This window comes from Pseudomonas sp. GW101-3H06 (assembly GCF_059424605.1).
This window is the reverse complement of record NZ_JBWKZO010000001.1, coordinates 1,936,781-1,950,645: the sequence shown is the minus strand read 5'-3', so window position 1 is coordinate 1,950,645 and position 13,865 is coordinate 1,936,781. Positions and strand designations below refer to the sequence as shown.

Genomic DNA, 13,865 nt, shown 5'->3' with positions numbered 1-13,865 from the left:
CGAGCAGGCTCGCACCCACAGTTAATCGCGCGAAGGCAATGGCACAGGCTACAAAAACTTTCCCTCATCGAAACCATCGATGCGCTCAACCCATCAGGAGTTTCCATGACTATTAAATATCCCGAACCGGACCTGACCTACCTGCAAAAAGTCCTGCTGGAAATGCTCGCCATTCCCAGCCCCACCGGTTTCACCGATACCATCGTGCGCTATGTCGCCGAACGTCTCGAAGAACTGGGCATCCCGTTCGAGATGACCCGTCGCGGCACGATCCGCGCCACCCTCAAGGGCAAAAAGAACAGCCCCGACCGCGCCGTGTCGGCTCACCTGGACACCATCGGCGCAGCCGTGCGTGCGGTAAAGGACAATGGCCGCCTGACCCTTGCGCCCGTCGGTTGCTGGTCCAGTCGTTTTGCCGAAGGCAGTCGGGTGAGCCTGTTCACCGACAACGGTGTGATCCGTGGCAGCGTGTTGCCGCTGATGGCGTCCGGGCACGCGTTCAACACCGCCGTGGATGAAATGCCGATCAGTTGGGATCATGTCGAATTGCGCCTGGACGCCTACTGCGCGACACGTGCCGATTGCGATTCACTGGGGATCAGCGTCGGCGACTTCGTCGCTTTCGACCCCTTGCCGGAGTTCACCGAAAGTGGCCACATCAGCGCCCGTCACCTGGACGACAAGGCGGGTGTCGCGGCGTTGCTGGCAGCATTGAAAGCCATCGTCGACAGCGGTGAACAATTGCTGATCGACTGTCACCCGCTGTTCACCATCACCGAGGAAACCGGGAGTGGCGCAGCGGCCGCGCTGCCATGGGACGTCAGCGAATTCGTCGGCATCGACATCGCGCCGGTCGCGCCCGGCCAGCATTCCAGCGAACACGCCGTGAGTATTGCGATGCAGGACTCCGGGGGGCCGTACGACTATCACTTGTCCCGGCATCTGCTGCGCCTGGCCAGCGACAACGAGTTGCCAGTGCGCCGCGACCTGTTCCGTTACTACTTCAGCGATGCCCACTCGGCGGTCACCGCCGGCCATGACATCCGTACCGCCCTGCTCGCCTTCGGCTGCGACGCGACCCACGGTTACGAACGCACCCACATCGACAGCCTCGCCGCCCTCAGCCGCCTGCTCGGTGCTTACATCCTGAGCCCGCCGGTATTCGCCAGCGATGCGCAACCGGCCACGGGGTCGCTGGACCGGTTCAGTCACCAGATTGAACACGAGACCCAGATGGAGAGTGATACGCGCGTGCCGTCGGTGGATAGCCTGGTGGGGCAGCGGGCCGATAACTGACCAATATATGTATTGTCTGGTCCGGCCCTTTCGCGAGCAGGCTCGCGAAAGGGCCGGATCAAACAATGCAACCCCGTAGGCTAGCGGCGACCTCCCATTCGCCGTAGCATCGCGCCATTGCTTAGCCGAGGTGCCCCATGCTGATTCCCCACGACCAACTTGAAGTCGACACCCTGACCCGCCTGATCGAAGATTTCGTCACCCGTGACGGCACCGACAACGGCGATGACACGCCACTGGAGACCCGCGTCCTTCGCGTGCGCCAGGCGCTGACCAAAGGCCAGGCGCTGATCGTCTTCGACCCGGAAAGCGAGCAATGCCAGTTGATGCTCAAGCACGACGTGCCTAAACATCTATTCGACTGATTTTTTCTCGCGCGGCAGTTTGAGCCGGATCCGCTCGTAGATCTCGCAACGGTGCACATTGATGTGCCGTGGAGCCTCGACACCAAAACGCACATTGTTTCCGTTGACGGCAAGGACGCGTATGGAAATGGTGTCACCGATGGAAATCAATTCGCCCACAACGCGACTGAGTACAAGCATGGCCTTCGTCCTTCAGGGGTACCGGACCTTGAAGATGCCCGGCTCAGGGCGGGCCTTCAAGGCAACGGCGGTAATCCAGACCGAACTGACAGCCAACGGCCAACTCCCCTGACGGAAATGTCTGACAAGTCATTTGAAGGAAGGCGAAATCCCTCAGGAGGCGGAGAAACGCGGACCGAACAGGATGACACTCGCCCCGATCACGCACAGCGCCACGCCGATCCAGTCCGAGCCCAGCGGACGGATCCGCTCGACCACCGCCAGCCAGCCAATCGAGGCAATGATGTAGATACCGCCGTAAGCGGCATAGGCGCGACCGGCGTAGGAAGCTTCAATGCGGGTCAGCAAGAGCGCGAACAAGGTCAGGCTGAGCAACGCCGGGAGCACCCACCAGGCACTCTTGCCCTGACGCAGCCACATCCAGAAGGCGAAGCAACCGGCGATCTCGAACAGCGCCGCCAGAAAAAACCACAGGTAATTGAGCATGCGAACGTCTCGCGAGGATGACCGATGGCGGCCACCCTAACGACGCTGTCGCTTGCGGGCAAGATCAGCCGGCGGTTTGTTTGGCCTTGGCGCGCATCTTGTCGGCCATCACGGTCATTTCGTTGTACAGCAGTTGCGGGTTTTTCTGTTTGAGTGCCCAAGCCATACGACCCTGCTCATGAGGCAGGATCATGAACTCGCCGGCAGCGACCTGTCGGTAGATGTAGTCGGCAATGTCGGCAGCGCTGATAGGCGAACTTTCCAGCAACTTGCCGACCTGGGCTTTCATGGCCGGGGTCGGACCGCGGAATGAGTCCAGCAGGTTGGTCTGGAAGAATGACGGGCAGACCACATGCACACCGACTTCCTGATGCGCCAGTTCGATCAGCAGGCTTTCGGACAACGCCACCACGCCGGCCTTGGCCACGTTGTAATTGCTCATGGCCGGGCCTTGCATCAAGGCCGCCATCGACGCGATGTTGATGATCTTGCCTTTGCTTTTTTCCAGCAGTGGCAGGAAGGCCTTGCAGCCTTTGACGACACCCATCAGGTTGATCGCGATCTGCCAGTCCCAGTCTTCCAGGGACAGTTCGCTGAAGAACCCGCCCGATGCCACGCCCGCATTATTGACGATCACATCAATGCCGCCGAGTTTCACTTCGCAGGCCTGGGCAAAGGCTGTCAGCTGACTGTAATCGCGCACGTCGCAACGCTGGGTAAATCCGTCGCCGCCGGCTTCACGCACCAGCTTCAGGGTTTCCTGCAAACCAGGCTCGCTGACGTCGGACAAGGCCAGTTGCCAGCCTTCACGCGCCCAGCGCAGCGCGATTTCGCGACCCAGGCCAGAGCCCGCACCAGTGATCATCATGCGATTTTGCATAGCAAACAGCCTTGTTGTTCCGGGGAAGATGCGTCGAGTGTAGCGAAGGATACTGCCCGACCCACGCTCCATCAGATTGCTGAATGGCCCGGGCAAACCCGGGAAGCGTCGCCGACAACTAATGCCCCTGGAAAGGAAATAATCCCTTGTTCGAAAAACATTAAAAAATTTGGAATTTTCTTCGATGCCCAACAGTCGGATTTTTTAAGCAGCTCGAATTAATCGCATTCCCGCTGACCACTAACGACTAGGTCATTCCTGAATTCTTACAGCAAGGAAATAGACATGGGCACAATTCTACTCATCATTCTGATCCTGTTACTGATCGGTGGTCTGCCGGTCTTCCCGCACTCCAGAAGTTGGGGTTATGGCCCGTCCGGTATCATCGGCGTAGTGTTGGTGGTGATACTGATCCTGTTGTTACTCGGCAAGATATGAACGTCTGAAAAACAAACAAAACCCGCAAAAAGACGATGCCAGTCAGTCAGCCTGACTGGCATCGTCTTTTTGCTTCATACGTTAGTGAATATCCCGCTGACCGGGTCGATATTGCCGCTATACGGCACACTCGTTCCGGCGGCCTTGGCAACAGTTGCCCAGATCCGCTGCATGTCGACGAAGTTCCTGCCGATGACCGGGTTCCCCGTATGGTGCGTACGATCAGCCTGCGACGTGATATTGAGATACCGCCCCGCACCGTCCCCGCTTTTCAATAGTCCGCTTGCCCCCCCCATAAGCACCAGCGGCATATCGATCATGTGTTCAGGGTCTCCATCGGCCATTTCGCTGGTAACTAAAACAAGCGTGTGTTGGAGCAATTTTTCGCTGGGCACATGTGGGTCCTGGTGCACGGCCAGTTCATCCATAAGCAGTTTCACCTGACGCACGTACCACTGTCTTGTTTCTCTCCAGAGCGCTTCACCCGCCCGACGGTGAGCACAATCATGGGGATTATTGGAAGGGCTGACATCAAGGATATTGAGCGACTCCGCCGAGCGCCCGATCTGTATCGTGGCGACGCGGGTAATCCCGCAACTCAAGGCGGTGGCCACCACTTTATGGTGCTCGGCCTGAGTGCGGGTGCGGTGCAAAGCCGAGCGATAATCCAGCTGCTCGGGGTATACAGGCTCGCACCCCACAGGTGGCCGAGTCTCTTCAAGGTCCTTGATGACCTGCTCCACCGAGTCCAGATGGATATCAAGTTTTTGCCGCTGCCCGGGGGAAAGTTTGCTTTTGATTTCCTGGATATCCGCCAGGGAGGCCTCCAGCAACTTTCCGGCCCCGGGTTCCAGCGCGCGACGAGTTTGAGCGGGCGACTTGAACAACGATTCAGCCATCAGCTTAGGGTCTTGATAGGGCATGCGCATCGTATTATTCATAAACGACACATTCCAGTTTGTGCCGTCAGTCCCGGCGTGGGGGCCGGAAAACAGACTGCGATGCGACGGTTCATTACCCGGCAGCGCTTGCCCCAGCAGAACGTCAATAGACGATTGGCTCCGTGCGTTATCACGCAAAGCCCAGTTCCAGCCGTCATGACCCACATTCCCCGGACCCAGAATAATCCCGCGCAGGTACAACGATTGGCTGCGATAAATCTCCAGCTCTTTACTGACGTCCTTCAAGGTAAAAGCCGTGGTATCCACCCCCTGTGCATCGGGATGCCACAATCCGCGTCCATCGCCAAATGGACCGCCTTGATAGGAGTCCGTTGCCAACCCATCGGGTACCACCACAAACAGGACCTTCAACTTGGGTTGCTGGGTTTGCCCCGCCAACGCCATGCGCGCCAACCCGAATTGGGTCAAGGGACCATAGACACCCGCTGCAGCCAGAGCCGCGAGAAAACGCCGACGACTTTTCAAAATGCCCATGATCAATTCCTCTCGGTCTTGTAAATGAACGCCTTGGAAGTCCCCAGGTTTCGCAGCATCTCTGTCAGTGAACCTGAGGTTTTCAAGCCATCGGCAACTGCCTTCACGGTGCCCGAGGTCTGTACATCCGATTTGTTGCCGAACACGAACCGGAAATAACTCTCGGCCATGCAGAACTGGGATGCCGGATGTCGTGGAATAATTTTGGCGATATCACGAACGTCATTGATGGGCTCGGTACCGGTCGAACTTATAAAGGGACCGGAGGCCTTGATCGGCAACATCTGTGGATATTGCTCATAGTTGTAGGCTTTTTCCTGGGTACGATAACGACCGGTCGCATCGTAGTGCTCCATCGAGGCGCCGGTGTCATTCATGAATTGGTGACATTGCCAGCAGCGCCCTCCTGACGCTTGCTCACCGTTGATCAAATCCCAGCGTTCACGGGTGGTATAAGGTCGAGCCGGAAAAACAGGACCTACAGGATCGGGCTCCACCGGGGCGCCAAACTCACGGCAGAACATCTGCTCGCGAATCATGATGCCGCGCTTGACCAATGAGGTGGCCTCGAAGTCCGACGTGGCCGCCAGAGTCCCCCCCAGATGCAACAGCCCTCCCCGTTTTTCATCCACCGCGACCTTTTGCATCGTGCTGCCCGTCACACCGCTGATGCCATAGTGCGCAGCCAGCGTTTGATTCAAATAGGTGTAACCGGGATTGAACAACTTACTCAGGGTGCCTGAACCCAGCATCATGTCTTTACTCAGCAGATACTGCTCCCGCGCCATGAGTTCAATCATTGGCTTGGTGAGTCCCGGTTTTTCCTGAACACCGCGAATGGTTTTGACGTAATAACTGATAAAGCGATTGAACTGCTCGATGCCGCGGTCCGTTTGCATCATTCGCTCAATCTCCGCGGAGATCTGTTGCGAGGTCTGCAATTCATTGCGCTGTGCCTTGGCTAACAGTTCAACATCCGGCGTCGTACCCAGGAAGCCGAAAGAGAGCGCGGTCGCGACTTCGAACGGCGTTAGTTGGTACACATCGCTTGCCATGGCTGTCGCGGTCCCCAGCTCCGAGCGATAAAGGAAATGCGGCGACATCAAGAGCGCGGTAATCAGGGCGGGCGCCCCCTTCTCGTCAAGCAGCGCCTGGTAACGCAAACGCTCCGCGTCAGTCACGGGTCGACGGAATAGCTGATAGCCCAGAGAAGTCACCAGATCGGTCCCGGCCCGGGAGATGGCCAGCGCCTTCAATCGTGCTGGTTGAGCCTTTTCGGCCACATCCAAAGCCACGTCGTACAACGCTTTGACGTCCTCTGCCTGCAGAACGCCCAAATCCGCTTCACCCGGGTATTTGAAGTCTTTTTTGGATTTGTCGGCCGGCAGCTTTTCGGGATTGATGTCCACATCCAGGATATCCTTGACGCTGGCGGTGTATTCACTCGGCGTCAGCAATCGCAATTGCCGTGCGCCATAGGACTCGCCCCGATCCAGGTAAGGTTTCCAGACCTTGTCGAACAGGTGATCGCTGATCTGGGTCGCACAGGTTAAATCGCAATGCCCTGATACCGGCATGGTCTGGATGTGACTGACCAGCGCGTCCCGCCCCGCCACGCTCCAGAGCAAGGCCTTGCTCGCACTGTCGAAATACTCGACCGAGTGACATTTCGTACAGGCGCCCGCCAGGACTGATTCGCCGAGGTTCTCGACATGTTGGTAGGCCAGGGCTGGAAGCTGCTGGTCCTCGCTGGACTCATCAATGGCCAACCGCTCCAGTTCCGGTTCAGGTTTTTCTTTTGGGTAAAACGGGTAGATGAACTTGAAGTTGCCATAGTCCAAGAGCTGCGTGGAACTGCCGCCCCATGGAACCTTTACGACCCGTGGTTCAGCATTGCTTTGGTTTTCGTCGACCAGGCTGAAGTGCCATTGAGTATCGGTGACCGAAGCAGGTTTGGCCGGTGCCTTGATCGTAACCTTGACCTCAAGCTTGACCGGCCGCTCGCGGTATTGCAGGTTGATGGACTGACTCTTGCTGGTTTCCGATAGCGTGACGGAGGTGTTGCGCACCACGGGAATCCAGTTTTTCACGTCATTGAGACGCAACTGATATTTGCCATAGGCAAGCCCCTTGAGCACCAGCGCGGCCTCGTTATCTGCCGGGTTCAATGACATCTGCACCAGCCGGCTATTGCCATCGGGTCCAATCAGGTAACCGCTGGCCATCTCGTTTTCCAGTCCATCGGGGGGCAACATCGGGCGCAACGCCAATTGAGTCGCCGGCAACCCGGTCGGGTCATAATGCACGCGGTAAATAACCCCGGCGACGTCGTCACTGATCAGCAGACTGCCATCGGCCAACTGAAGAAACTCGACAGGGCGGCCTATGCACGAGTTGTCCAGGCAATAGACATCAAAATTATTCGGATCCTGCACAAAGTCATTGATCAGCGGGATCTGGTTGACCACTCGTGAACTCTGAATGGTCAGCATCTGGATATCCATGCCCGGGCGGGCGGGAGAGCCCGCACCGTGCATCGCGACCAACAAATGTTGGGTACCGGGGGTCGTCGGGAAACCGCTCCAGAATTTGACGCCGAGCGGTGCCGTGTTGGTCCCCGACTCAAAAGCGGCGGGTACGTAATCAGAAGGGTTGATCTGTTCAAGCGACTTGTCGGAAACAATCGCGCCTGGCACCAGTGGTGGCTGGATCACACCCGGGTTCTGGTATTCCTCTTGGGTGAATCCGGGAGTGCCTTTGCCGAACCGATAAGGCACACCGAAATGCAGCTTGGGAACACTGATCACATTGACTTCATCAGGATTGGGAAAACCCTGGCGATTGTTGTCGCTGAACCATAGTTTGCCGTCCTGGGGATTCCAGTCGAAGCCAACAGAGTTACGCACCCCCGTGGCCAGAATCTCCGACTCGCCGGTTTCCGGGGAATAACGCAGGATTGTCCCATAACGCTCGTCGGCGGGGATCATGCACAGGTTGCAGGGAATACCGACCGCCGTATAAATCGACTTGTCTGTCGGATCGAGCGGGTTGATACGCAGGAGGTGTTTCTGGTGCCAGATGCGTGTGTTCGAACCCGACGCCAGGGGCGGCAACGGAAACACCTTGTCGTCTGCCGGAAAGTTGAAAACCCGCTCGGGTTTCGGGTCCTTGTAATTGTCATCCGCGTCACGCAAGACATACAGGCCACCCGTGGTCGAGTAATACAGATCGCCATCGCGATACGCCACGCCATGGGGTTCTTCCAGACCGCTGGCGATCACATAAATCCCCGTCGGCTTTCCCGCTCCATCCAGTGGCAGCGCGTAGATCATGTCGGCGATTTTTCCGTCATAGACGTACGACGGGATCGCGCTGGAACCGACATAGAGCACGTTCTTGCCCATGGCCATCTGCCGGGGCTGAACAAGACCCTGGGCAAACAGCTCGATTTTTATCCCTGGCAAACCACTGAGTTTGCTCACCTCCACCGGTGGCCGGTACTTCACCGTCACCGTTTGCTCTTCTCCCTGCGCCTCCTTGAACGAGACAATGCGCGGGGTGTTCAGCGGGATGTAGCCATCAGCGCTGTTCATGACCAGTTGGTAGTCGCAAGCTTTCAGATTATCGAGGTGGATCGTTTCGTTGGCCGTCGCGCTGATCGCAATCTCCTCGGCCTTGCAGCGCAAGGTACCAGTGACTATCTGATCGGCACGCGCAACACCGGGCACTGCCGGTTTCAGGGGCGCCTTGCCGCTGAGGGTGGCAAAACTCAAGGTCAGGCGATTGCCTTCGAAGCCGTCGCATTCACCGAGTTCTTTCCATGCATCCTTCCACGGACCGCCGGCAACCAATGGCTCATAGACCGGCAGCTTGCACCACTGCCAACTGCCGACGCCAAGTGGTGCCTCGTCATCTTTCCAGCATTCAAACTGCTGGCCGGCATGCTGAACCTGTTGCCCCTGCTCATAGAGCGCGCCCTTTTCATAATCGGGCGCGGTACAGGACTGAGGTGAGGGCGTTGGCTCTGATGTTCTGGCGAACACCACCAAAGCGATGACAGCGGCGAGTGCCACCAGCCCCACGAGCCACAGCAAACGAATCACACCGACAGACTTAGTCATGAAGCAAGCCTCACTCGTCAGCCAAGTGTTTCAACCCGTCGGACAAATCTGCTGATTCAGTGTCCCGCGGTGAACCACCTGAACCGAAGTGGCCGGCCAGAAAGAGCCAATGCCAACCCCGATGTTTCTATTGGAATGTCTTCCAATGCGGTTCCACTGCATGACCAAGACATGGCCCGAAAGCCATAGAGACAGGAACAGATCGACACTCATCCTTGCCACACTGCCCGCTATCAACGTCGCTGTTGCAAACGTCGGCTCAGGCGGCGCAAGCACCTGTATAAAACGCCCATCCCCCAGGGCTGTCTACTGTCAAAGTTGACAGGTACAAGCCTTGATTTGCCAAACACGACGTGCCTCAAAGGCATAAAAAATCCGATGCCCGGACAGGCATCGGATTCAGTTTTTCTGCTTTTGACGGTCAGGCGCAGAGGCTTGACTGATCGGTATCAGCCCCCGCGAAGCCTGACTTAGTCCGGCTTGCCATCGATGACACCGGCGGTGTTATCGATCAGGCTTTTGGTCGCCGTCTGCAGGAACGCTTCCAGTCTGGTTTTCATCTCGGCGGTACCCGGTGCATCCGGTACGACTTCGGCGTGCGGCTTGGCGCCCAGTTCGTAGCGATACATCTTCGGCGCCATGTCCTTGTCCCTTGGCAGCACCAGAATCTGGTCGACCGTCACGATGGCCGTGGTCTGCTCGCTGCCCGATGGCTTGATCACGCCAAAACCGGTATCGCCCTCAGGCAGGTTGAGCAGATCGCGCCCCCAGCACTGATGGCGCACTTCCCCGCCGATCCGGCCCATGATGGTCGGCACGATGTCGACTTGCGTGCCAACGGTGTGATCCAGCTTGCCGAACTTTTCCTGGATGCCCGGTGCGATCATCAGCATCGGCACATTGAAACGGCCCAGGTCCATTTCGGTGATCTGACGCTCGTTGCCAAAACCGTGGTCGCCAACAACGACAAACAGGGTTTCCTTGAAGTACGGCTCCTTGCGAGCCTTCTCGAAGAACTGACCCAGCGCCCAATCGGCGTAACGCATGGCGGTCAGATGTTCGTTCAGACTGCCGCGATCGGTCACACGCTCAACCGGCAATGGCGTCGGCAAGGCGTATGGGGTGTGGTTGGACAGGGTTTGCAGCAAGGCATAGAACGGTTTTTTGTCTTTGCCGTCGCGGGCCTTCAGCTCCTCCAGACCTCGATCGAACATGTCCTGGTCGGACACGCCCCAGGTCGGGTCGGAGAACACCGGATTGACGAAATCGTTACGCCCGATGAAGTTGGTCATGCCCTGGTTGCTGAAGAAACCCGACTGGTTATCCCAGGCGAAGTCGCCGTTGTAGACGTAGACATCGTCGTAGTCACGAGCGCTGAGCAACTGCGGCAGGCCAGACAACTTGTGGCTGCCCTCCGGCGTCTGCATCAGGTATTCGAAACCCGGCAGGTTCGGGAAGCACGCCATGGTGGCGAACATGCCCTGGTGAGTGTGGGTACCGTTGGAGAAGAAGCGGTCGAACAGCAAGCCTTCCTGCGACAGCTTGTCGAGGTATGGCGTGATGTTGCCGGGTGCGCCCAGTGCGCCTACCGAGTGACCGGCCATGCTTTCCATCAGGATCACGACAACGTTCTTGACCGGCAGGGTCTTGTCGGCCGGTGGCAGGTAATCGCGACGCACCGCCGCGGTCTCGCCGTCCACCAGTTTGTCGTCCTTCATCACCAGCATGTCGCGCACGGTCTGCTGTGCCATCGGTTGAGGCAGCGTGGCTTTCCAGATGTTGTCGCGATCTTCGGACATCCGGCTCTTGGCCGCCGCCACCAGCGACAGCGTGCCGTTGAGGCCCAGTTGGTTGGCGAAGTTGGAGTCGGTGGTGTAGACGTCCCCCCAACGCATCGGCGGCCCCTGACGCAAGGTGCCACGGGCCGCGACCACGCAGATCAGCAGGAAAACCACGAACACCGTGATACGTGCGTACCAGGGCGCGACCTGGCGTGTACTGATGCTGCCGCCGCTGAACGGACCACGGGGACGGGTGGCGCGGTCGGCGCCCTTGAACGCCAGGCTGAGGATCCAGGTACCTACGGCCCAGGCCAGCAGGTAGCGAACCACCGGAAAACCGTACCAGAGCATGCTCATCACGGTTTTCGGGTCTTCCTTCACATACTGGAAGACCAGACCGTTGAGGCGCTGATGGAACTCACGATAGAAGTCCATCTCCATCAGGCCCAGGAACAGCGCGACACTGGAGGCCACCGTCAGCCACAGACGGAAGAACCCGCGCGCCGCCATGGCCCGGGCACTGAACAGCGCCAGGATCAGCGGGATGCTGAGGTAGACCACCAGACGCAGGTCGAAACGCAGGCCGTTGGCGAACGCCTCGATAAAGGTCGAGGCTGGAGTATCGAGGATCATTTCACGGTTGTAGACCAGCAGCGCGAGGCGCAGCGCGGAAAACATCAGCATCATGACCAGAGCGCACAACAGCGTGTAGGCCAGATGCGATTTGACGGTCGGTTGCAGCAGGCGACTCGAGGCTCGCTGCTGACTCAGGGCGTCCGGGATTGCCATGTCGTATTAGGACCCATTGGAAGTTGAAGTTTCAAAAATACAGCTGCGCCCTGCCCTCTGTTGGCCAGTACTCGACCCCGGGGTTTGCGCGGTGCGCAAATGGTGCCCGATCAACCGCGGCATTGCCATTGATTAGTGTCCGGTATGTCGGCGCGCGCGAATTGTCTTGGAGTGTTTGTGAAAATTTTGTGCAACGTATATTCGGAAACAAATTAAAGGCTGTGGTTGGGTGGCGACCTGGGCTTTTGATGGTGTGCCTATCCGCGGTTGCCTTGTGGGAGCGAGACTGCTCGCGAAAAAAGCCCGGACACCGCGCTCGCTCAGACAGGGCGCGTTATCGTTGACGTCCTTCGCGAGCAGGCTCGCTCCCACAGGGCAATGAGCACATCTGCCAAAGCGAGGTTGGCTATCAGGCCGGCTCGCTTTGGCTTTTTGATCGAGGCCCCCGATCAAATCAAAACTTACTTCTCAGCCCGAGCCTTGAGCGCTTTCAAGGTATTGAACGGCGCATCCACCACAAACTTGTTGGCCACCATCGACGGCACGCTGCCACCCGGCTCGGTGTGCACCTGATAAGTCACTTCAACCTGATCGCCCTTCGGAACGAACTTCCAGAAGCCATCGACCTTGGCGACCCGCACAAAACCTTTTTCTTCAGGCAGATACTTGGGCACGCCTTCGAGCTTGCGGGTCAGACTGCCGTCGGCGCCTTCGAGGGTGGTGATATGCAGTACCGAATCACGCGGGGTGACCGGCCATGGGGTATTGAATTGGGTATACGTCCAGCTCTGATCACCTTCGTGCTTGAGCAACTTCTGGGTCTTGCATTCGTGAATCCAGGCACAGGCGCCCGACACGTCATCCTGCAATGCACGCAGTTTGGCGACGGTGGTTTTCATCAGGGTGACGCCCTGGTAAGCCTTGTAATCGGAACCGGCCACCTCACTCAGGGACACCTTGATGCCGTCCTCATTCTTGGCAACCTTCCAGTCTTCAGCCTGGACGATCGAGGTGGCCAATACAGCCGACAACCCACACAGAACAGCCATACGATGCAGCGAACCCATAGTTTTATTCCTTATTGTTGAAGTTCCGTGCGTAGAACACATCACGCGGCCGTCATTTGCTCCCACCAGCCAAGCAGCCGGATCGCTTCTTCGCTACTGCTTCCGCACACCTCGGGGTCGGCGTCGAATGCCGAACACACCGCAGGACGTTCCGGTTGGCCGAAAATGTTGCACAGGTTATCGGCAGACAGTTGCAGGCAACGTTCCCCGGCGGCTTTGCCATTGGGCATACCGGGAATGGGTGAACTGATGGATGGGGCAATGCAACAGGCGCCACAGCCTTCACGGCATTTCATGACGACGAGCTCCTCGCGACGGGCAATGTGTTAAAGGACGGGGCACAGAGTAACCGCTAAAACAGTTGTTTTAAATTACCGCACCGTGGGTTTTTCCCTGTTGGAGGTATGTGACTGACCAGTCTCCGACAAAGCGTCTGTCCGGCGGGTTACAAACGGACTGGATTCAGCGCTTGAACTCGAACTCCAGCGCCGCGCCTTCGACTTCCCGGCGCTCTTCATTGCGCAGTTGCAACTGCATTTCGTTGCTGATCAAGCGACCGTTGAGCTGGAACTGGCTGCTTTTATCACCGAACATTTGCGGCAACACCGGTTCGCGCTTGGGCAATGGCACCGTACCGACGGGTTTCAATTCCTCGACCATGTCCTCGGGCAGGCTCAGATCCAGGTTGGCCGAAGGAAGTCGGGTCTTCACCACCTCACTGGCCGGCTTAGACTTGGCGGCAATCGGTGGGCGCTTTTTTACCGCAGTCCCTTTCTTTTTGACCGGTGCAGTTTTTTTTGCGGGCGTCATTTTTTTCGAAGGCGTGCCAGCCGCCGGTTTCTCCTGAGCCGAAGCGGCCATAACGGATACCGGCTGAGCACTGACTAACAGGCAGATCAACAACCAGGCGGCAGTACGAATCGGTTTCATGGACCCAACGGCGCACATCGCGCAAACGACAGAGGGGACATATGCTCGCCTGTTGCAGGCGCCGTGACAAGCGCCGACAACAAGAACCCGCCCGCC

12 protein-coding genes are annotated in these 13,865 nt (G+C 57.9%); 3 read left to right on the top strand and 9 right to left on the bottom strand.

Annotated elements, in window-relative coordinates:
• Positions 1–105: 105 nt before the first annotated feature.
• A complete protein-coding gene (locus AC07ZE_RS08945) occupies positions 106–1,296 on the top strand; it encodes an osmoprotectant NAGGN system M42 family peptidase (RefSeq protein ID WP_207263477.1) in 1,191 nt (396 codons plus the stop codon).
• A gap of 137 nt (positions 1,297–1,433) precedes the next feature.
• A complete protein-coding gene (locus AC07ZE_RS08940) occupies positions 1,434–1,661 on the top strand; it encodes a YheU family protein (RefSeq protein ID WP_003199186.1) in 228 nt (75 codons plus the stop codon).
• On the opposite strand, the gene csrA is transcribed toward AC07ZE_RS08940, so the two are convergent.
• The 3 genes from csrA to AC07ZE_RS08925 all read right to left on the bottom strand — a co-directional run bounded on the left by csrA (position 1,650) and on the right by AC07ZE_RS08925 (position 3,207).
• Entirely contained in the window at positions 1,650–1,841 is a 192-nt protein-coding gene (gene csrA, locus AC07ZE_RS08935) for a carbon storage regulator CsrA (protein ID WP_207263475.1), read from the bottom strand. The genes AC07ZE_RS08940 and csrA overlap by 12 nt on opposite strands.
• A gap of 153 nt (positions 1,842–1,994) precedes the next feature.
• Positions 1,995–2,327 (bottom strand): YnfA family protein, encoded by a 333-nt coding sequence (locus AC07ZE_RS08930; RefSeq protein ID WP_207263473.1) that lies wholly within the window; start codon positions 2,325–2,327, stop codon positions 1,995–1,997.
• 64 nt (positions 2,328–2,391) lie between these two features.
• Positions 2,392–3,207, bottom strand: a complete 816-nt coding sequence (locus AC07ZE_RS08925; RefSeq protein ID WP_137804460.1) for an SDR family oxidoreductase — start codon at positions 3,205–3,207, stop codon at positions 2,392–2,394.
• A gap of 279 nt (positions 3,208–3,486) precedes the next feature.
• Here AC07ZE_RS08925 and AC07ZE_RS08920 point away from each other — a divergent pair, with 279 nt between their 5' ends.
• Positions 3,487–3,645, top strand: a complete 159-nt coding sequence (locus tag AC07ZE_RS08920; RefSeq protein WP_170948722.1) for a DUF3309 family protein — start codon at positions 3,487–3,489, stop codon at positions 3,643–3,645.
• Between the two features lie 74 nt (positions 3,646–3,719).
• Here AC07ZE_RS08920 and AC07ZE_RS08915 read toward each other — a convergent pair whose 3' ends face one another.
• From AC07ZE_RS08915 to AC07ZE_RS08890, 6 genes are all read right to left on the bottom strand, one after another.
• Entirely contained in the window at positions 3,720–5,081 is a 1,362-nt protein-coding gene (locus AC07ZE_RS08915) for a DUF1552 domain-containing protein (RefSeq protein ID WP_207263471.1), read from the bottom strand.
• Between the two features lie 2 nt (positions 5,082–5,083).
• Positions 5,084–9,202: a DUF1592 domain-containing protein gene (locus tag AC07ZE_RS08910; protein WP_207263469.1), complete on the bottom strand. Its 4,119-nt coding sequence runs from the start codon at positions 9,200–9,202 to the stop codon at positions 5,084–5,086.
• A gap of 470 nt (positions 9,203–9,672) precedes the next feature.
• Complete coding sequence (locus AC07ZE_RS08905; RefSeq protein WP_207263467.1) at positions 9,673–11,772, bottom strand: LTA synthase family protein; 2,100 nt, start codon at positions 11,770–11,772, stop codon at positions 9,673–9,675.
• A gap of 461 nt (positions 11,773–12,233) precedes the next feature.
• Positions 12,234–12,839: an START domain-containing protein gene (locus tag AC07ZE_RS08900; RefSeq protein WP_207263464.1), complete on the bottom strand. Its 606-nt coding sequence runs from the start codon at positions 12,837–12,839 to the stop codon at positions 12,234–12,236.
• A gap of 41 nt (positions 12,840–12,880) precedes the next feature.
• The gene (locus AC07ZE_RS08895) at positions 12,881–13,135 is read right to left on the bottom strand and encodes a YkgJ family cysteine cluster protein (protein ID WP_095196459.1); all 255 of its coding nucleotides are present in this window, start codon (positions 13,133–13,135) and stop codon (positions 12,881–12,883) included.
• Between the two features lie 166 nt (positions 13,136–13,301).
• Positions 13,302–13,769 carry a translation initiation factor 2 gene (locus tag AC07ZE_RS08890; RefSeq protein ID WP_207263462.1) on the bottom strand — a complete coding sequence of 156 codons (468 nt, stop codon included), beginning with the start codon at positions 13,767–13,769 and terminating at the stop codon, positions 13,302–13,304.
• Positions 13,770–13,865 lie beyond the last annotated feature (96 nt).

What these genes read in the sequence shown, in the direction of transcription:
- AC07ZE_RS08895 (WP_095196459.1), bottom strand. Translation starts at nt 13,135, where the DNA reads ATGAAATGCCGTGAAGGCTGTGGCGCCTGTTGCATTGCCCCATCCATC.
- AC07ZE_RS08915 (WP_207263471.1), bottom strand. Translation starts at nt 5,081, where the DNA reads ATGGGCATTTTGAAAAGTCGTCGGCGTTTTCTCGCGGCTCTGGCTGCA.
- AC07ZE_RS08940 (WP_003199186.1), top strand. Translation starts at nt 1,434, where the DNA reads ATGCTGATTCCCCACGACCAACTTGAAGTCGACACCCTGACCCGCCTG.
- AC07ZE_RS08910 (WP_207263469.1), bottom strand. Translation starts at nt 9,202, where the DNA reads ATGACTAAGTCTGTCGGTGTGATTCGTTTGCTGTGGCTCGTGGGGCTG.
- AC07ZE_RS08890 (WP_207263462.1), bottom strand. Translation starts at nt 13,769, where the DNA reads ATGAAACCGATTCGTACTGCCGCCTGGTTGTTGATCTGCCTGTTAGTC.
- AC07ZE_RS08930 (WP_207263473.1), bottom strand. Translation starts at nt 2,327, where the DNA reads ATGCTCAATTACCTGTGGTTTTTTCTGGCGGCGCTGTTCGAGATCGCC.
- csrA (WP_207263475.1), bottom strand. Translation starts at nt 1,841, where the DNA reads ATGCTTGTACTCAGTCGCGTTGTGGGCGAATTGATTTCCATCGGTGAC.
- AC07ZE_RS08900 (WP_207263464.1), bottom strand. Translation starts at nt 12,839, where the DNA reads ATGGGTTCGCTGCATCGTATGGCTGTTCTGTGTGGGTTGTCGGCTGTA.
- AC07ZE_RS08925 (WP_137804460.1), bottom strand. Translation starts at nt 3,207, where the DNA reads ATGCAAAATCGCATGATGATCACTGGTGCGGGCTCTGGCCTGGGTCGC.
- AC07ZE_RS08945 (WP_207263477.1), top strand. Translation starts at nt 106, where the DNA reads ATGACTATTAAATATCCCGAACCGGACCTGACCTACCTGCAAAAAGTC.
- AC07ZE_RS08905 (WP_207263467.1), bottom strand. Translation starts at nt 11,772, where the DNA reads ATGGCAATCCCGGACGCCCTGAGTCAGCAGCGAGCCTCGAGTCGCCTG.